Source organism: Sorangium sp. So ce1335 (assembly GCF_051521615.1).
Taxonomy (GTDB): domain Bacteria; phylum Myxococcota_A; class Polyangia; order Polyangiales; family Polyangiaceae; genus Sorangium.
Window position 1 is genome coordinate 11,857,116 of the sequence record NZ_CP150363.1, and the last position, 18,717, is coordinate 11,875,832.

Here is an 18,717-nt window from a genome sequence, read left to right on the forward strand (position 1 = left end):
CAGAGCGGCCGGGCTTCGCAAGTCATTGGTATCTGCCGTCACACGGTGGGCACAGTGCCCCCGTCGATCACGTGCTCGCTCCCGTGGATGGACGCCGCCCTGTCGGAGGCGAGGAACGCGACGAGCTCCGCAACCTCTTCGGGCCATACGGGACGCCCGATGGGGATGCCGCCGAGCGCGTCCATGATGCCCTGCCGGGCCGTGTCGTCATCCGTACCGGCGTGCTCGGCGAGGCGCTTCACCATGGCGTCGGCTGCCGTCGTGCGGATCCATCCCGGGGCAATGGAGTTCACGCGGACTCCCTTCGGCCCCAGCTCCTTGGAGAGCGCCTTGCTGTACGTGGACAGCGCGGCCTTCGCGGACGCGTAGGCGATCGTCGCGTCGTGGAGCGGGAGCCGGCGCTGGATGGACGAGACGTGGAGGACGACCCCCGAGCCTCGCGCGATCATGTGCGGGAGGAGCGCGCGATCGAGGCGCACGGCGGCCATGAGGTTGAGCGATAGCTCCTCGTGCCAGATGTCGTCGATGAGCGACGCAAAGCCGCCGCCCGGCGCAGAGGAGCCGCCGAGGTTGTGGACGAGGATGTCGATCCCGCCAAGCTCGCCAAGGACCGCGCGGACGACGGCGTCCACTCCCGCTGCCGTGGTGAGGTCGGCCTGGACGAAGACGCTCGACGACTGGCCTGCCGGGGGCGCAGAGCGCGCCGTCGTCACGGTCACGGCGCCCCCGGCGCCGAGGCGGCGCACGATGGCCTCGCCCGCCCCCTTGGTGCCCCCCGTGACGAGCGCGCGCTTGCCGGCGAACTCCTCGGGATCGATCGAGAATCTTCGGGGCGTGTTCATCTGTCGCATGGGCGATGTTCCTCCTGGGGGACGATGGCCCGAGGCCCGTCTCGTCGGCCCCTCGCGCGCAACGTTGGGCTAGGCTCATCGGGTGACAAGAACGCACGAAAAAGTGGGGTACGCACCCGAAGGTGAGTACGAGGAGCCGGCCACCCCCGAGATCGCCGCCGAGCGCGTCGAACAGGCCCTCCAGCTCGTCAAAGGGCGCTGGAAGCTCGTGATCCTCTTTCACCTCTTCGGAGGGAGGGTGCAGCGCTTCTCGGAGCTCGAGCGCGCGATCCCCGGCGTCTCGCAGAAGATGCTGGTGCAGCAGCTCCGGCAGCTGGAGCGCGACGGGATGATCTGGCGCGTCACGCACCCCGAGGTGCCGCCCCGGGTCGAGTACGGGCTCACCGCGTGGGGACAGGCGCTCTGCCCGGCGCTGGACGCGCTGCTGCGATGGGCAGCGAAGCGCGGCGCGCCCGCTCCTGTCGATCCGCGCTCGTGATGGCTGCCCCGATGGAGCGCGACGCCCCGCGCGCCCGATGCGCCGGGCGCGGCGATCACCCGAGCTTCACGCGGCGGCCCGCTCGATGAGGTCCGCGGCCACGGCCGCGCCATCCACCGCCACGGCGCCGGCGATCGCGGCCGCGCGCGCGGCGACCGATGGATCGAGGGCGCCGCGCAGCGCGGCCAGGAGGGACTCCGCGCTCAGCGCGCCGCGCGCCACGGACGTCCCGAGCGCGAGCGCCCGGACGCGCGAGGCCCAGTAGGGCTGATCGGAGAACATCGGGACGATCACCTGCGGGACGCCCACGCGCGCCGCGGTCGCTGTCGTTCCGGCCCCGCCGTGGTGCACGACCGCGGCGACCCTCGGGAACAGCGCCTGGTGGTTGACGTCGCCGATCGCGGTGCAGTCCGAGGCGTCGTCGACACGAGCGAGCTCGGCCCACCCCTGCGACAGGACCACGCGGCGCCCCGTCGCCCGCACGGCCTCGATGACGGTGCGGCCGGTCTGCTGGTCCGCAGGCATGCTGCCGAAGCCGACGTAGACGGGCGGCTCGCCGGCGGCGAGGAACGCCTCCAGCGCGGGCCCGAGCGGCGTCGGGTCGGGGAGGAGCCAGGCTCCCGTCGGCGTGACCTCTCGGCCGGGCGTCGCCGGCAGCGGCCCGAGGACCGGATCCGCCGCGAGCCACGGGGCCTCGCCCAGGACGTGGCCGAGGACATCGCTCAGCGGAGCGAGGCCCAGCCGCTCCCGGTTGTCGTTGAGCCGCTCGAGGAGGCGCTCGTTCCAGCTCCGCGACTCGCCCTGCCAGCCTCGGAGGTTCGATTCCGGGTCGCCCCCGGGCTCCCCGCCGGGCGCATGATCCGACGACGGAAGGGCCACCGGCGCGTACACGGCGACAGCGCACGGGATGCCCAGCCGCTCCGCGATGGACCGCGCGGCGTACTGGTGCGCTCCGCCGGCCACGATCGCGTCGCACCCCTCGGCGGCCGACGCTGTCGCGTCGAACTGGTCTCTCACGAGGTGCGCGACGAGCGCGCGGATCTGCTCCGGCGTCGGCGGCGAGGCCTGCGCGGCGGCGGCCCCGCTCGGCGGGCGCATGGCGATGCCGATCGGGGTCGCCTCGAACCCCAGGGCGCCCACCCAGTCGATGAAGTTCGGCGGAATGCACAGCCTCACGTCGTGCCCGCGACGCCGCATCTCGGCGGCCAGGCCCACAACGGGTTGCACGTCCCCGCGAGTCCCCACGCCCGTCAGCAATACTCGCATCGTCTCTCTCCCTTCCACCACGCGCGTCGCGTGATGACGGAGGCGACGTTGGCACCGAGGGCGCGTTTTTTCATCGTATCATCGCCCGAGATCCGGTATACATGCTGGCACGGGACGCGAGGCGAGGGCGCCTGAAATACGGATCATCCGTTCAGCCCCGAGACGTCCGTCAGCCGAGCTTTCGCCCGATCGCGACATTCGCGATCGCAGGGACGCGAACGGCTCCGCCGGGTGCGACACAGGCCTCGACGGCGGCTCGCAACGGGCCGCTCAGCCGGGCGCGTGCATCGGTGTCCAGCGCGGCGTGGAGCGGCATCAAGCGAAGGATCAGATCGAGGCTCTCCATGACCTTGTCCACCGAAGGCCCGTCCCAGGCGCCTTCGACAGCGCGCACGACGACCTCGCCGCACCCGGCCCGGACCATCTCCGCGTTCAGCCTCTCCGGCGAGCAGAGGACCGACATGCCCGGCGGCGGCGGGGGGATGGTCGCTTCCGGGAAGGTGTGGCGATAGGCCTGCAGGAAGAGCGGCGACGGGCCTGCGCCCTCGGGGTTCACCCAGGTCGTCAGGACCACCCGGCCTCCGGGCCGCGTCGCGCGGACCAGCTCCGCCATGCCGCGCCGCCAGTCGGGAAACAGCATGACCCCGAAGGCGGAGAAGCTCGCGTCGAAGGTCGCGTCCTCCACCTCCAGCGCCTGCCCGTCCATCACGCGCGCCTCGCTCCCCGCGAAGGGCCGCAGTCGGTCTCGCAGGCGCGCCACCATCCCGGGCGAGAAGTCGGTCGCGAGCACACGCGCGCCCGCCTCGGCCGCGGCCAGCGCCAGGGCGCCCGTCCCGGCCGCGACATCGAGCACGCGCTCGCCCGGCTCGATCCCGCCCGCCAGCGACAGCGCTGCGCGCACGAACTGGGCCGTCAAGGGCTCGGCCCACCGCTCGTAGTCGGCCGTTATGGCGTTCCAGCGCGCTTCGTCGTGGATGGCGGGGGAGGCAGCTCGATCAGGCATGGGAAAGACCCTTTTCCATCGGAGCGGGCCGCAGGATGCGCCTCGTCCGGAGCATCGCCGTCAGGCGCGCGGCGCGCCGGCGCCCGACGGGCGCCCGTCCGATAGGAGGAGAGCGTGCTACGGGCCGAGCAGCCCGTCCTGTGCGGCCTTTTCGGTGGCCCTGGCGTGCCTTTCGATGCACCGGGGGCTGCGCCCCCTCGTCGTCGGCGCGGACGCGATGTCCGCGCCCGGCGCGCGGCCGCGCGCGCTCGGCGTGGCCGCTGTCAGCGCTCGTGCCGCCGCTCCTCGGCGTGGTGCCGCCGGCGCTCCTCACGGCGCTGCTTCGTCGGCCTGTCCGGCGCCGGCCTCGCCGCCGCCCCCGCCCTGACCTTGGCGTCCGCCTTCACCGTCGCCCCCGCCCTGACCCTGACAGCAGGCCGAGCCGGGGTCGCCGGCCGGGCCGCGGGGGCGCGGTGGACGTGGCCGCGGCGCGCGTGGTCGTGCTGGACATGGCCGCGGCGCGCGTGGTCGTGCTGGACATGGCCGCGGCGCACGGGCTCGTGGTGGACGTGGCCGCGGCGCACGGGCTCGTGGTGACGGTGGTGGTGATGGGCTCGGCGTGCGTCGAAGTCGACGCGGTAGCGGACCAGCGCGCGCGGCTCGTGGCGGTAGTAGACCCAGCCGCGGTGCGACGGGTAGTACCAGCGGCCGTCCACGTAGTAGACGTAGCTCCCGCGGTAGTACACGCGCGGGTAGGTCTCGATGTAGGCCGGCGCCGCGGCGACGTGAACGACCGGCTCCTCGTACACCGTGACCTCCTCGTACGTGACGGTCGCCGGCGCGGCGGCCCTTGTGTGGACTTCGGCCGCGCACCCGGTCGCGCCGAGGAGCGCGAGCGCGACGAGCGCAGCCAGCATGGCGAGCCTGCCGCGCTGCGGGGCATGCGCGGTGGCCCTGGGGGACGGGGTATCGAGGACTGGCACGTTCATCTCCATGGGGTTCACAGGAGCAACAGCGGTGCCACCCGGCGGCCCGGGTGCCGGCGCCTGCGCCCGGCAGCGCGCCTGCTCCTGGTATAGCGCTTGCTGACGCCTCGCGCATCGGCGCGGCAGCGCCGGACCTGGCCCGAGAAAGACGGCCCGCACGAAGCGCTCGAAGGCCCCACCGTCGACGATCTCGCCGAGGGGCCCATGACGTCGACGTCCGGATCGAGGTCCTCGACGCCCAGGCGACGCGCGACCTCGCGGCCCGCGCGCCGCCTCCCGGGTGCGTCAGGCGATGGCCGCGATGCCCATCGCCCTTCGCACGATCATGGCGTCAGAAGACGTAGACGCTCTTGGGGACGAACGGCAGCGGGCTCAGGCCGCTCTCCCCGAAGACGGGGTACGGGTAGCCGATGCAGTCCTCGTTCGTGAAGATCGCGGCGGCGGCGCCGTTCGTGTTGTAGGCAGAGTGCGCGCGTCCCTCCCAGCCGTGCTCCGGCAGGTTGACGCACGTGCCCACCTGCGGGTTCAGCGCCCGGACGTTGAAGATCTCCCCGCCGTAGCCCTCCTCCTCGAAGAGGCAGAGCACGCCGTCGAACGGGCACGGAACGGAGTCCTCCTGCGCCGAGGCCACCTCGGGAAGCAGCAGGCCTGCCGCCGCGAGGAGGCCGGCGCCCACCAGGGCACGCAAGCCCAGCGAGCGAGACGAGGTGAAACGACGGAGGTTCTGGAGTTTCTCGAGTGAGTGCATGTGGTTTCCTCCTCCTGCCCACCCATGGGCAGGTACTGCGGAGGCACCAAGCACCGGAGGCGAACCATGCATTCCCGGCCTTCGGCCGTTGTTGTCAGGATGTGACACGAAAGCACGCGGGCTCGCATGTCCCTGGAAATCTCCCATCCTCCCGGATGGCCTCCGCCGAACGACGACCTCCCGGAGCTGCGCGCTCGCACGCGAGGCGCGTGCTCGCCGTACAATCACCCGGCATTACTTGATGATGGCCGGATCCTCGATCGTGAAACACTCGACCGACGACGCCGCGTATTTCACGGCGTTGTACCAGAACTGGGGGATCTGGAAGACCTGCGCCGCTGATTTCTCGAAGCAGGGGCTGTTCGGGTCCGTGTACATCTGGGGGCTGAGGCACTCCGCCGTCCCGCGCCATTGGCCCGAGTAGGTCACCCACTCGTCGCCGTACGCGACGATATGGCCTTTGCCGAGCTCCTCGTGCACCGCGAAGTTGTTCGTGCCGTCGGTGGAATCGACGGTCGCGGTCGTCGACTTGATCGAGCGACCGATGTAGGCGCCCACGCTCTGGATGTCCTTGCCGATCGGCGTGTCCTGGTTCCAGGTGCCCACGCTCCCGGGCAGGGGGCCGCCGAGCGGCACCGGGCCGCCCCAGCAGTTGCAGTTCGGGCAGCCGCTCCGCGCCGGATCCAGCACGCCGTCGGCGTTGAACTGGATGTCCGTGAACGAGAGGAGCTGGTTCGTCGCCGTGACGTCGTGGATGGTGCACCCCTGTCCATTGCACTGATAGCCGCTCAGCGCGATGAGACCACCGCCGTTGTTCACCCAGTCCTTGAGCGCGTTCACCTCGTCCGCCGTGAACTGCCAGGGCTCCCCGTCGTCGTTCTGCGCGCCCTTCGTCACCATCCACTGAAGGATGATCACGTCGTACCTGGCGAGGAACTCCGGCGTGAGCGTGGGCTTCTCCCTGTTGTAGTTGTCGACCTGGGCCGTGCTCTGCGTGTTGAGCCAGTCCTGGAGCGCCGTCGTGCTGTCGCTGCTGCACGGACCCCAGACGCCCTCGTGGCCGATCGACGCGATGTTGATGCAGGTGCAGTTGCCCTCTTCATCGCAGGTCGTCTGGTGACCGGCGTCGACGGGCGGCTGGCCGCCCGGACCCGAGGTCGACAGCCCGAAATCGTCGGGAAGCCCGCTGCTGCTGCTGCTGACGTCGCCGACGCCGCCCGCGCTCTGGCCGCCATCGCCGTTTCCCGTTGTGTTGCCCTTGCCGTCTCCGCCGCCCGCCGAACATGCGATGACGGGCAGCCAGAGGGCCGAGAGCGCGGCGCAAAGACGAGTCGCGAAATGGGGGCTTTTCATGACCCGGAGAGTATCACTCCGCGCGGCGCGACGGGCGCAGATGCGCGCACCTGGACCCACGCGCGTGCAGTGCAAGTGAAAAAAACGACGCTGGGGCGACGAGCCGGGCGCGGGGGGATTGGAGGCGGCAGGCGGGCGAACAGGCGCAGGGGGAGCGGTGACGACGCAGAGGCCGACGGCCGTCGATCGCGCGACGGTTCACTGCTCCCGCGCTGTGGGCGCTTGCTCTCTGCGCAGGAGGTACAGAACGGTGGCGCCCCCCTCCCGAGTGTCCAGCGTGCTGGTCGCCGTCCTGCTCATCTCGGGCGCGAAGCCGGCCGGGGTCGAAGGTCTCGACCGTATCTTCGCCGCAACCCGACCCGTGTCGGGGCGACCCGGGTCGGGGTAGCCGCCGCATTCGCCGCGTCCAGCGACACGGGCTGCGCCCGCAGGACGCACTGAGAATGCTCGAGCGCCCGGGCCCACCGCGACGCGAAAGCCCGGCGATGATCCAGCCGCGGAGAGGAGCCGCTCGGACCGGATGGGGTTGACACCTGCCCCCGCCCGGCGACACTGGACCCGTCCCACCAGAACAACCCGAGCCACCTCACACGACCGGACCGCCCAGGAGGCATCCACGTGGGTACCTGGAGCGTGGTGGGTGATCCGTTCCAGAGAATTACCTGGCGATGAGTGCTGTCCATAGCTGCTCCGAGGCTCTCTCCGCGCTGGCCAAGCGCTCGCCGATCCGCCACGCCTGGGACCGCCGCACGCTCGCGAAGCTCGCGCGGACCGGCTGCCCGCGCCGCCGGGCCGACGTGGCGGATCTGCTCCTCGCGCCGAGCCAGGGTCGCGGCCTGCCGCTCCTCGGCGAGGAAGACCTCGGCGCCCTCGCCGAACTCGAGTGCGGCGTTCGCCGCCACCGCTCTGGCGTTGGCCTCGACTCAATGAACGTGAGCGCCCCGAATAGAAATATCATATGTTGTGGCTCGCCGTTGACGCGACGATATCGGGCTGATCGGCGTTTCTCGTGCCCGCTTCTTTGTTTCAGAACGAGGACAGGCCAATGACCGACAAAGACAAGATGAACATCGAGGCTCTCGTGCGGTTTCTGCAGGAGAATATGTTTCCATTGGTCGAGGGTCGATGGTACAACAACGTGGTCGTCCCTCTGGATGGATATCATTTCAAGTCGTGCAGGTTTGATAGTTGCACGCTTACCTACCAGACGGGCAACTTCGCGCTGACGCAGTGCTTCCTGTCTCCAGGTACTCGAGTGGTTCATCCGGTGACCGCCATGCGTGCTATCAAGTTGTACAATCACTGCGCTGGAGTGGTTCACCCGGCGGCCCCTATGTCAGCGCACGTCGTACCGTTCGCACCTACGTACCATCCGAATGGAACCCTCTCGGTGCTTTGACAATGAAGCCGAGGAGACCGAATCGAGATTCGCGCGAAGCGACGAATCATGCGCCCGTCCTCGCCAGAGCCACGATGGGCGCGCGTCTCAGCGGTAGGGCGCGCGGCAGTCAGGTGGTGTTGCTCGCCTTTGTCTTCGCCGGATTCATCGTCGTCATTGCTGGCGTGTGCCTCGCTGCGCTTGCGCCCCATTCTGCCCTTCTGGCCTGGTTTGTCGTGGCCCTCGGCGGCGCGGTCCTTTTGGGTGGCCTGTTCCTCTGGATGCGATCTCAGCCGCTGGCCGATAAGCCTCCGGAGCTGCCGGCTGCGATAGGCTCTCTCACAGTTCGACACGGTAAGAACCTAGTCACTGTCGTGGGTGACAGCGGTATCATGCGCTCGTCCTCCGAATTTCAGAGGATCGCGTTGGATATCATCTCGAACCGAATGGCGAGAAGACCCTTGCCGAAGGCGAGCGGCAAGGTGAATGGGGAAGCAGCTGACGCGCAGTCGATTGTGCAATTCTCCCCCAGTGAGGCCGATGCTGACTACGCCGAGGTCGCCGAGATCGTCGAGCATACTCGTGTGACGGAGGATCAGGCGCTCGCTGCGATCGCCGCGTATGTAAAAGGAACTGCGGAATCCAGCGCAGAGGGGGTGCCGCAAACCGTTCTCGCCGTCGCCGCTGGCGAGGTGACGCGCATGCAGGTAGGGAGCGATGAAGAGGCGGATGGCGATGATGCATAGAATTTGCGCGCCCGCTACCCTGGGGGCCTGACCAGGTATTGCAGCGCTACGCGCCGCCGCCGCAGCGCGGCCCAGGCGACATGCCGGGTGGGAGCGCCGCGTCGAGCGCCGCCATCTCCTCGGCGCCGAGCGAGACCGCCGCCGCGGCCGTCTTGGCGAGCCCTTCTCCCGCGAGGCGGGCGGCGTCGCCCCGGCTCGGCCTCGATGCGGGCCGGGGCGCGCCGGCGTGGGCTCACCGAGCGAGCGTCTTCTTGTCGAGCTGACCGAAGTCCCAGACCACGGAGGAGCCCGGACCGTAGTCGACCGTCACCGGCGCCTGCGCGGCGAGGCGGTCGAAGGCGGCGCGCGGGAGCACGAACTGAACGGTGTGCAGATCGCCGTCCGGGTGGTGAGCCCGGGTGCTCCGCTCGCCGCCGACGGTGAGCACGAGGTTCGTGGCGCGGAGATCGAAGAACTCGCCGGTGGTGAGCGTGATCTCGACAGCGTCGGGGCCGACGCTCTTCACGCTCTCGATGGCATTGCCGGCCGTGATCCGCCGCGGCGCGGGGAGGGCGGCGCCGGCCGCGCGCGGGATGGACCTCGGCGCCGCCGCGCTCGACGGGGCGGGGGCGAGCCGGGCCTGAGCTGCCGGGGCCTCGGTCGTGGCGCGGGTGGCGCGGATGTTCGCCAGGTACAGGCTGTTTCCGTCGAGCGGGGTGGGGAAGGTCAGACGAACCCCGCGCACCGACTCGAGCGTGGCGCCGGTGAACAAGGACAGCGGGATGCGCGCGGTCGGCAGCGTGGTGCCGGCGCGCGGCGGGGGACCGAGCTCCAGGTAATCGTCGATGGCGACGGCGCTCGACCTGCTATCGTCGGCGTTCACGAGCTCCACCTGGAACGAGACCTCGGTCGGGTCCTCGCCCCAGCTGCGGTCGGCGCGAAGATCGAGGTAGTCGTAGCCCGTGAGATCGAAGCCGGTGCCGACGGGAGACCAGTTCGACTGGAAGAACGTCGAGCTGCCCGCGACCACGTCGTGGATCCAGGCGCCCCGGTGCGGAGGGTCGTCTCCGTTCAGGGTCGTGTGGTCGACCGCGATGGTGCCGCCCGTGGTGTTGGGCAGGCCGTAGGAGCTCGTGCCGGTCGGATTGATGAAATCCTCGAGCAGCAGGCTGGTGGTGGAGTCGCCGCCCGGATGATAGCCGCGGCGGACGCGGTACGGCACGTTCGGGAAGGGGAAGGCGGGGTCGAACAGGGCGCTCGCTGCCTCGTCGCGGTCCACGCCCACGTTGGCGGTGAAGAACTGAACGGCGGCGAAGCGACCCGTCTCGCGCTGCGCCGGAGAGCCGTACTCCAGCGGATCGAAGAGCGCCTCGTGATCGATGCAGCCCGTGATCCCGCCGCTGTTTGCGTCCGCGATCTGCCACTCGCTGTTGTAGTAATTGTGGTTGGCGCCCCACACATGATAGAAGGACTTGGAGAAGGGCGCCGGCTCGGGGACGCTCATCATGCGATCGAACGGGCGCAGCCCGGGCAGATCGCTCAGGTCCCAGTCGCAGGCGGGCAGGATAACGTTCCAGGCCGTCTGGTCGGCGTTCAGGCGCTGGCCGTTCTGGCCCTGATCCGTCGGGCCGATCTCGAAGATCCCGCGGATGCTCACCGGGCTCTCGATCAGCGCGGGCCACGGGCTGCCGCTCCGGCGGTACTCGTTGTAGGCGAACCGCACGGCCTCGCCGCCGCGGGAGTGGCCCATCAAGCCCACCTGATCGAAGTCGATGCGATCGAGCAGATCGACGCCGAGCTCCGGGGGCGTCGGCTCGGTCCCGCTGTCCCAGCGGCTCAGCCGCTCGAGGTGACGGAGCAAGAGGCGCCCGCGCGGCCCGATGACGTACTCGTCGTCGGGCGTGCTCGGGGCGGCATGGATGCCCCTGTTCGCGTTGATGGACACGACGAAGTAGCCGCGCGTGGCGAGGTCCGCGGCCATGTAGTCGTAGCCGCGGTGGTTGGGGACGACGACGTAGTTCTCCGGGCACGTCCCCGTCGAGGCATACTGGTTGTTGTTGTCCCTGCGCGGGTTCTCGCCCGTGCCGCACGTCGGGTGGTTCCCGTGCAAGAACACGAGCAGCGGATACTGCCGGCCGGCCTCGAGGCTCGCCGGGCGGTAGAAGGACGCCCAGAGCTCGGTCGCGTAATCAGGGCTGACCATCGCGTCGACCGCAGCCGGGAACTTGTACTCCGCGATCGCCACGCCGCCGCCCATCGGCGGCAGGTCGCTGCTCACCGACAGCAGGACGGGCTGGATCCCCGGGCTCGGGATGCTGGCGCAGAAGCCGAACTGGGCGTTGCCCGACGGCGGGATCGCCCCGTTGCTGCCCTCGGGCGTGACCGTGATCTGACCGGTGAGCCCGCTGAATGTGCCGTTCCAGGACGAGAAGATGGTGCCTGGGCCGACGTTGAGCTCGACGCTCCACGTCCCCGTCGTGGCGCTCGGGTGCTGGTTGCTCACGGTGATGCTCGTGCAGTACCCCTGACCCCACTGCGAGTCGATCGCGAGATCGGCGCTGATCCCGTTCGCGCCCTGGAGCGCGGCCTGCGATGTGCTGATCGGCTCCGTCGAGCCGGAGCCGCACGCCGGCAGCAGCGCCAGCGCCGCAGCGGCCACCCTCATGTCCCATCTGCTCTGTAAGTCGTGCATGAATAGACCCCAAGTTGGTGAGAAGCGTCCGAACGTCGCGCCTCGCTCGGCAGGACGACGAGACGATCCCTGCGTCACGCAGAGCTGTCGGCACTCGAGCCAATCTGGCTTCCGGAGGCGCGGCGGGCAGCCGCTCTCGGTATGCCGAACGCTATTGGAGAACAAAGGGGCCTTGTCAAGTTCGAGAGCTCGGAATTTCACCTTCCTGATGCGCGATTTCGCTGGTTGAATTTCGAAAACTATCGTGTGAAGTAAAGTTAAAAAGCATGAAGTTCATTCATGACGTTCGCAAGCGAGCTCCCTTTGCCTTGCGGCGCGGATCGAGGCAGCCCCCTTGTGCGTGCTGGCGTCCACGCTCGTGGTCGACCACCCCATCCAACGAGGGTCTCCGGGCACCGGGCGGCGCTGGCGGGCTCATCCGGACAGCGCTGGTCCGGGGCGGTGACGTGAACGGGTTGCGCTGCTGACGGAGGCCGCCGGGCGCGGCGCTCCGCAGCCTGGCCGGCATCACGGCCGGCGGCGCCGCCGTCGTGCTAACCTGGTCACGATGCGCGACGCTGACGGGCGAACGGTCTTGATCTCGGGCGCGAGCATCGCCGGCCCCGCCCTCGCCTTCTGGCTTGCGCGCCACGGGCTACGAACCGTCGTCGTGGAGCGCGCCGGCGCGCTCCGGCTCGGCGGGCAGAACATCGACGTCCGAGGCGCGGCGCGGGAGGTCGCGCGCCGCATGGATATCGAAGGCGACATCCGGGCCGCCACGACGGGGGAGCAGGGGCTCCGCTTCGTCGACGAGCACGGCGTGACCATGGCCGAGTTCCCCGCAGAGAGCGCGGACACCGGCGCGTTCACCAAGGAGCTCGAGATCCTCCGCGGCGACCTCGCGAAGATCCTCCACGACCGCACCCGGGGCACGACGGAGTACATCTTCGGTGACCAGATCACGGGCGTCCGGGACCACGGCGACCGGGTGACGGTCTCCTTCGAGAAGGGGGCCGAGCGCGATTTCGACCTCGTGGTCGCCGCCGATGGCATCCGCTCACGAACCCGTGCGCTCCTGTTTGGCGATGAGCCCAGGATTCGATCGCTGGGCCTCTATGGCAGCTACTTCACCATTCCCCGCGGAGCGTCCGACAGCGGCTGGGCTCGCTGGTACAACGCGCCCGGAAGGCGAGCGATGCTCCTGCGCCCGGACAACGTGGGTACCACCCGGGCGTCTCTGTGGTTCCTGTCGCCCCCGCGCGGCCATGAGAGGCTGAGCGCCGCCGAGCAAAAGGCGCTCATCGCGAGCGTCTTCGCCGACGCTGGCTGGGAGGCGCCACGGGTGCTCGCCGGGCTGGCGGACGCCGAGGACGTCTATTTCGACGCGGTCAGTCAGGTCGTGGCGCCGCGCTGGTCGCGCGGTCGCGTCGCGCTCGTGGGGGACGCTGCGTACTGTCCGTCGCCGGTCAGCGGAATGGGCGCGAGCCTCTCGCTCGTCGGCGCTTACGTGCTCGCGGGAGAGCTGTCGCGGCACGCCGACCATCGAGACGCCTTCGCGGCCTATGAAAAGCTCATGCGCCCCCATGTCGACGCTGCCCAGAAGCTCCCACCAGGCGTCCCGTGGATCGCGTACCCGAGGTCGAGGCGTGGCATCTCGCTCCTCCACGGGGTCGCTCGGCTCGCGTCAAGCCCCCTGGCGCGGCGCCTCCAGGGCTGGATCGGCTCCTCGCCGGCCGACAGGATCGAGCTCCCCGATTACCCGAACGGAGGATAGAGCCGCATCGTACGGGAGCCTCGTCGACGGCGCGATCCGGGCTATGCTGGCGCGCCGCCAGCACGAGCGCTCATGACAAGCCCCACGACCGCCTCAGCACCGATGGGCCCCGGCGCGCCCGCCCTGCGCCCTTACCAGCGCGCCGCCGTCGAGGCCGTCCTCGCGGCGCGCAGGCGCGGCGTCCGGCGCATGGTCGTGTGCCTGCCCACCGGCGCTGGCAAGACGGTCATCTTCTCCCATCTCGCCCGCCTCGCCAGGCGCCAGGTCCTCGTCCTCGCCCACCGCGAAGAGCTCCTCTTCCAGGCCAAGGACAAGATCGAGCGCGCCCTCGGCGGGCAGGCCAAGGTCGCCGTCGAGCAGGGCGAGCTCCGCGCCCCGGCGGACGCGCGCGTCGTCGTCTGTTCGATACGGTCCCTCCACGAGAAGCGGCTGGAGCAGGTCACCGGCGGCCGCGATATCGGCCTCGTGATCTACGACGAGTGCCACCACGCCCCCGCCGAGGACAACCGCCGCGTCCTCCGCCAGCTCGGCGCCTTCGACCCCGCGTGGACAGGCACCCTCCTCGGGTTCACCGCCACGACGGCCCGCGGCGACGGCAAGGGCCTCGACGACGTCTTCGAGGCGATCGTCTACAGCCGCACCCTCCCCGAGATGATCGCGGACGGCTACCTCGCCCCCCTCACCGGCTACCGCGTGGCCACGGCCACCGACCTCTCGCGCCTCGAGGGCGGAGGCCTCGACTTCGCCACGGAAGAGCTGGAGGAGGCCGTCGACCTGGAGGAGCGCAACGCGCTCGTCGCCCGCTCCATTCAAGAGCTCGCCCGCGACCGGCGCACCATCGCCTTCTGCGTCACGGTCGCGCACGCGAGGAACCTCTCGAAGGCGCTCAACCACCTCGGCGTCCGGGCCGCAACCGTCCACGGCGAGATGCCTTCCGACCTCCGCGGCCGGATCCTCGCCGATTTCCGGGAAGAGCGCGTCCAGGTCCTCACCAACGTCGCTGTCCTCACCGAGGGCTTCGACGACCCTGGCGTCTCGTGCGTCGCGATGGCCCGCCCCACCCGCTCGGAGGGGCTCTATGCCCAGTGCGTCGGGCGCGGCACGCGCCTCCATCCAGGCAAGAAGGACTGCCTCGTCCTCGATTTCGTCGATCTCTCCTCGCTCCAGCTCTGCACGCTCCCCTCGCTCTTCGGCATGCCCCGCGACCTCGACCTCGAGGGCAGGGACGCCGCGGAGGCGAGCCGCTTCTACCGGCAGGTGACGTTCGACTATCCCGGGTTCGAGGTCGAGGCGGGGCGCATCACGCTGCGCGAGATCCAGGAGCGGGCCGCGCGCTTCGATCCTTTGAGCCAGCGCGTCGACCCCGAGGTGCTGGCCATCTCGCGCAACGCGTGGGCCTCTCTCGGCCGCTTCGGCCTCGCGCTGCATTTCGAGAGGAAGCCCGGCGCGATCAGTGAGGTCGTCGTCCTCGCCCGCGGGGGTCGCGGGAAGCGGTGGCACGTGATGCTGGATGGCAAGCTCGTCGAGCGCTTCTCCACCGTCGAGGAGGCGGTGGCCGCCGTCGATTACGAGGTCGCGCGCCGCGGCCCCGCGGCCGGGGACTCGGCGCGCCACGACGCGCCGTGGCGCAGGGCGAAGCCCCCCGTGCCCCTGCCGGCCGAGCCGCCGACCGGCTATCCCCCGCCGCGCACCATGGAACAGGCCATGATCCTCGCGGTGTGGGCGAGGGTCACCGCGCCGCGCGAGGCGAGGTGAGCCGAGCGCCCCGGCGGCTTGCGGCGCGCAGTCCGCCGGGATACCGCGCTCGTGGCGCCTGCCCCCTCGTGAGGGGAAATCAGCTCATCGCCGCCCTCCTTGCCGCGGTGCTCCGCGCTGGCGTCGGCGACGTACGCGCGGTCCTCAGACCCTTGTCGATGCATTTCGCGCGCTTGCGTGCCTTGTCTGCCGCACGCTGCATCGCGAGTGCCTGTCGCTCGGCCGACTGCACCTTCCATCTCTCACACCATGGCGCCCGGCGAGGCGGGCTGGCCAGGGGATCGCGGGGTCTGACGGAGGCGTCTCCATCGCGGAGATGGGTGCCACCCATCTTTTCCTGGAGGAACGTCCACCGGGAGATGGGTGCCACCCATCTTTTTTTGGAGGCACGTCCATTGCGGAGACGGGTGCCACCCATCTTTTCCTGGAGGCACGTCCACCGGGAGACGGGTGCCACCCATCTCCCGCTTGGACGAGCCACTTCACCCGGATGGGTCCCCGGCGTCCCGCTCGCCTCGAACGGGGGCGCCGGGACGGCTTCCGACGAGCTCAATCTTCCCGCCCGAGCGCGGCGGAGGCCGTCGTCCTTGCAGCACAGCCCGTCCGACGGAACGAGGTCGATGGGGCGCTCTCCGCGGTGGAGGGGCCGCTCGACGCCGGGGTGAGTCCCAGCTCCTCGCCGGCGCTCCGGCCGTGCCGCGGCAGCGCCAGACGCCCCGCGTGGGCGCCCTCACGCCGGCGGCGTCGAGACGCGGACGAGGGGACCCACGACATCCATGGTGGACAGCGCCAGCTCGGCCAGCACCTCGGGCGAGGCGAAGACGCCGTCCTCGACCTCATCCGGCACCCACGCCGCGACCTCCAGGAGCTTGCCGGCCATGGGCGCGGCCTCGCCGGCGTCCAGCAGCTCCCCGGCGTGGAGGCACAGGCGCACGTGGATCCTCGGATCGCGCCCGGCGCGGGCCCTCAGCCGCTGATCGATCGAGAGGGCGGCGTCCACGAGGCGGCGGCGCGACGCGACGTCGCTCGCGGGCTCGTCTGGGCGCCGCGCCGTGAACAGCACGCTGGTGCCCGTCTCCGCCGCGCTCATAAGCCCCGCGTTCGTGAGCTCGGCGGCGATGAACGGGAGCACGACCTCGAGATCCGCGAGCAGCGCGTCGTCGGGCTCCTCGAGATGGCTCGCGTCGACGTGGACCTCGGCGTACGCCGCGAGCGCCCGGCGGACGAGCCCACCGGACGGCGAAGCGCGCGCCCCGTGGCTCGCCTCCACCGCGGCGCGGAAGTCGCTCAGGAAAGCCGCGATGGTCGGGTGGCGCCCCTCGCGATCCTTGTCCAGCGCGCGCAGGACCACCGCGTCGAAGGCGGGCTTGATGCGCGCCTGGGCGCTGGGGCGGGGGGGATGGACGTACAGGTGCATCTGGCGCAGCATCTCGTAGGAGCCCTCGGCGAAGGGCGGCGCGCCGACGAGCATGCGGTAGGTCAGGATGCCGAGCGCGTAGACGTCCGCCCGCAGATCGATGGGGCCCCCGACGAGCTGCTCCGGGCTGATGTACGCGGGCGTGCCGAGGATGTGCCGCGACGAGGTGAGCGCTGGGCCCGGCGCGCCGAGCAGCTTGGCGACGCCGAAGTCGAGCAGCACGACCCGCCGCCGCCCGTGCTCCTCGGAGACGAACACGTTCGACGCCTTGATGTCCCGGTGGACGACGCCACAGCGATGCACGGCCTCGAGCGCGCTGCAGAGCGGCTCCAGGAGCGCGAGCGCATCGGCGGGGGACACGCTGCCCCGGGCCCGCAGGTGCTCGTCGAGGCTGCTGCCCTCGAGCAGCTCCATGGCGTAGAAGGGGTGGCCGCCGTCGAGCCGGCCGTGCTCGAGGATCCGGACGACGTTCGGGTGATCGAGCCGCCGGATCACCTCGATCTCGCGCTCGAAGCGGAGGACCGCGTCGAGGTGCGAGGCGAGATCGGCGTGCAGGACCTTGAGGGCCACAGGCGTGCCGCGCTCGGCGTGCGTGGCGCGGTAGACGAAGCTGAAACCACCCTGGGCGAGGAGGCGGTCGACGACGTAGTCGCCGGCGCGAGCCCCGCGCGGCAAGGGGCGGTGCGGCGGCGAGGGCGGCTCCTCTCGCTCGCGGCGCGCCTCGGGTGGGTCAAGGGTGGTATCGTCGTCGCCGCTCGGCCAGTGCGGGACGGCGGTCAGCTCCGTGAAGATCGGCTCCGCGGAGGGAGGCGTATCTCCAGGAGGAAGCGTGTCGTGGTCCGCGGCGGTTGTCATGCGCTGGCGAACGACGATACCATGGTGTCTTGCACGGCCCGCCCGGGCCTGGGCGAACGGAACTCTGTTTGTACCGCTGCCCCCATGCCACCGGAGGATCGCGGAGACGACTCCGTGCCCCTGGCACGGAGGATCCCCGCTCGGTCCGGCGCCCGCGCGCTCGACGAGCGCCTGGGCTGCGAGGCGCTCGTCGCCTCGTTCAGCGAGGCGGAGCGGCGGGCCCGCGAGGCAAGCGATCGACCTCTGCGCCACGGTGGGGGATCTGCCGCACCAGCGCCCGGCGCAGGACGAGCTCGCGGATCACCCGGCGTGGCGGGTCCGCTTCGAAGGGCTCACGCGTGAGCTCGATCGGGCGCTGGCTGGAGCATGCACCACACCTGATGGGTAGAGCAGGCAGTCGCGCCGGCGGTCGATCCGCCAAGGGCCGTGCGACCCGCGAGGCGGACGCAGCGGTGCGGCGACCTGGAGGGCCACGCGGCGCATCGAGGCGAGAAGAGGTGGCTGGCGCGGCGCTTGCGCGAACGCATGCGGGAAGGCACGCACCGGACAGAGTGCGTGTCAGGCATAGGACGCACGACGCGACTCGAGGACCACCATGTCGATTGAACTAGCAATCATCGCTTTTGCAACTACCTTGGGCGCGCTTGCGGTCGGGTGTGGACCCGTGTCGCGCGAGCGAGACCAACCCAGCGAGGGTGAGGGTTCTGACATCGTGATGAGCGATGATGTCCGAGACCAGCCGGGCGGGGGTGAGGAGAACCAGATCATCGTGATGAACGGGAATGATCCCGTGTTCTTCTGGCAACCTTCGACCCAGCAGGCCCTGAGGGCCCTGTCCGAGGCGCCGCTCCGCGGCGCGGACGGCGAGCTGAGCGATACGCCGCTGCTCGCGCACGCCGAGGGGCGCCGGTTCCTCTCCTACGTGGTAACTTGCGCGCTCCCGGAGGGCGACGTGCTGAAGGACGCAGCCGGGACGGTCTCATTCCATGGCGCGGTCGGCCTCGCGTCGGAGTGGAGCTCCGGCGCCCTCCGCGACGTCGCGTCGCAGCGGTGGGTGACGGCGTGCCTGCTGCAGACCCTCAACAAGCTCGGCATGGAGGTGGAGGTGCTGATGACGGGCCGTCACCGGTCGCTCGGCGAGCGCCCGGACGCGAGCGCATCGGATTACACCACCCCGGACGCCACGATGTTCGGTAACCTCTTCCATGCGGACGGCGCGGTCGCGTTCTCCTGCACCGACACTGAGGTAAGCACCACGTGCGACATCGACCTGAGCCAGCACATGGCGCAGCGGCTCTGTGATCAATCTCCAACGTGCGGGGTCACCCCGCTAGGCCCTTGTGATCGCTCCTGCACGGACGTCGACGGTCATCCGTCGTGCCGCTCCCCAGAGGGCGATCGCTACGCGGAGGCGATCTCGACGTACGTGCACAGCACCCTCTCGCTCGGCCTCCCGATGGAATGCAGCCCGTGACGTG

At 70.4% G+C, this 18,717-nt stretch carries 13 protein-coding genes; 5 read left to right on the forward strand and 8 right to left on the reverse strand.

Annotated elements, in window-relative coordinates:
* Nucleotides 1-38: 38 nt before the first annotated feature.
* Nucleotides 39-842: an SDR family oxidoreductase gene (locus tag WMF24_RS44305; RefSeq protein ID WP_437738929.1), complete on the reverse strand. Its 804-nt coding sequence runs from the start codon at nucleotides 840-842 to the stop codon at nucleotides 39-41.
* Nucleotides 843-933: 91 nt separating this feature from the next.
* Here WMF24_RS44305 and WMF24_RS44310 point away from each other — a divergent pair, with 91 nt between their 5' ends.
* Nucleotides 934-1,329, forward strand: a complete 396-nt coding sequence (locus WMF24_RS44310; protein WP_437733521.1) for a winged helix-turn-helix transcriptional regulator — start codon at nucleotides 934-936, stop codon at nucleotides 1,327-1,329.
* A 66-nt stretch (nucleotides 1,330-1,395) separates the two neighbouring features.
* Here WMF24_RS44310 and WMF24_RS44315 read toward each other — a convergent pair whose 3' ends face one another.
* The 5 genes from WMF24_RS44315 to WMF24_RS44335 form a co-directional block, all read right to left on the reverse strand.
* On the reverse strand, nucleotides 1,396-2,595 hold the full coding sequence (locus tag WMF24_RS44315) for a glycosyltransferase (RefSeq protein WP_437733522.1): 1,200 nt from the start codon (nucleotides 2,593-2,595) through the stop codon (nucleotides 1,396-1,398).
* A gap of 169 nt (nucleotides 2,596-2,764) precedes the next feature.
* The gene (locus WMF24_RS44320) at nucleotides 2,765-3,598 is read right to left on the reverse strand and encodes a class I SAM-dependent methyltransferase (RefSeq protein WP_437733523.1); all 834 of its coding nucleotides are present in this window, start codon (nucleotides 3,596-3,598) and stop codon (nucleotides 2,765-2,767) included.
* Nucleotides 3,599-3,861: 263 nt separating this feature from the next.
* Nucleotides 3,862-4,572, reverse strand: coding sequence for a hypothetical protein (locus tag WMF24_RS44325; protein ID WP_437733524.1), 711 nt, complete (start codon nucleotides 4,570-4,572; stop codon nucleotides 3,862-3,864).
* 322 nt (nucleotides 4,573-4,894) lie between these two features.
* Nucleotides 4,895-5,311: a peptidase inhibitor family I36 protein gene (locus WMF24_RS44330; protein WP_437733525.1), complete on the reverse strand. Its 417-nt coding sequence runs from the start codon at nucleotides 5,309-5,311 to the stop codon at nucleotides 4,895-4,897.
* A gap of 234 nt (nucleotides 5,312-5,545) precedes the next feature.
* Nucleotides 5,546-6,664, reverse strand: coding sequence for a hypothetical protein (locus WMF24_RS44335; protein WP_437733526.1), 1,119 nt, complete (start codon nucleotides 6,662-6,664; stop codon nucleotides 5,546-5,548).
* 1,401 nt (nucleotides 6,665-8,065) lie between these two features.
* Between WMF24_RS44335 and WMF24_RS44340 the strand changes: the two genes are divergently transcribed.
* Nucleotides 8,066-8,788, forward strand: a complete 723-nt coding sequence (locus WMF24_RS44340; RefSeq protein ID WP_437733527.1) for a hypothetical protein — start codon at nucleotides 8,066-8,068, stop codon at nucleotides 8,786-8,788.
* 232 nt (nucleotides 8,789-9,020) lie between these two features.
* Here the strand turns inward: WMF24_RS44340 and WMF24_RS44345 are convergent, their stop codons facing one another.
* Complete coding sequence (locus tag WMF24_RS44345) at nucleotides 9,021-11,432, reverse strand: cellulose binding domain-containing protein (protein ID WP_437733528.1); 2,412 nt, start codon at nucleotides 11,430-11,432, stop codon at nucleotides 9,021-9,023.
* Nucleotides 11,433-12,006: 574 nt separating this feature from the next.
* Between WMF24_RS44345 and WMF24_RS44350 the strand changes: the two genes are divergently transcribed.
* On the forward strand, nucleotides 12,007-13,212 hold the full coding sequence (locus WMF24_RS44350; RefSeq protein ID WP_437733529.1) for an FAD-dependent monooxygenase: 1,206 nt from the start codon (nucleotides 12,007-12,009) through the stop codon (nucleotides 13,210-13,212).
* 72 nt (nucleotides 13,213-13,284) lie between these two features.
* Nucleotides 13,285-14,967 (forward strand): DEAD/DEAH box helicase, encoded by a 1,683-nt coding sequence (locus tag WMF24_RS44355; protein WP_437733530.1) that lies wholly within the window; start codon nucleotides 13,285-13,287, stop codon nucleotides 14,965-14,967.
* A 730-nt stretch (nucleotides 14,968-15,697) separates the two neighbouring features.
* On the opposite strand, the gene WMF24_RS44360 is transcribed toward WMF24_RS44355, so the two are convergent.
* The gene (locus WMF24_RS44360) at nucleotides 15,698-17,239 is read right to left on the reverse strand and encodes a serine/threonine-protein kinase (RefSeq protein WP_437733531.1); all 1,542 of its coding nucleotides are present in this window, start codon (nucleotides 17,237-17,239) and stop codon (nucleotides 15,698-15,700) included.
* 715 nt (nucleotides 17,240-17,954) lie between these two features.
* On the opposite strand from WMF24_RS44360, the gene WMF24_RS44365 reads away from it, so the two are divergent.
* On the forward strand, nucleotides 17,955-18,713 hold the full coding sequence (locus tag WMF24_RS44365; protein ID WP_437733532.1) for a hypothetical protein: 759 nt from the start codon (nucleotides 17,955-17,957) through the stop codon (nucleotides 18,711-18,713).
* Nucleotides 18,714-18,717: the final 4 nt, after the last annotated feature.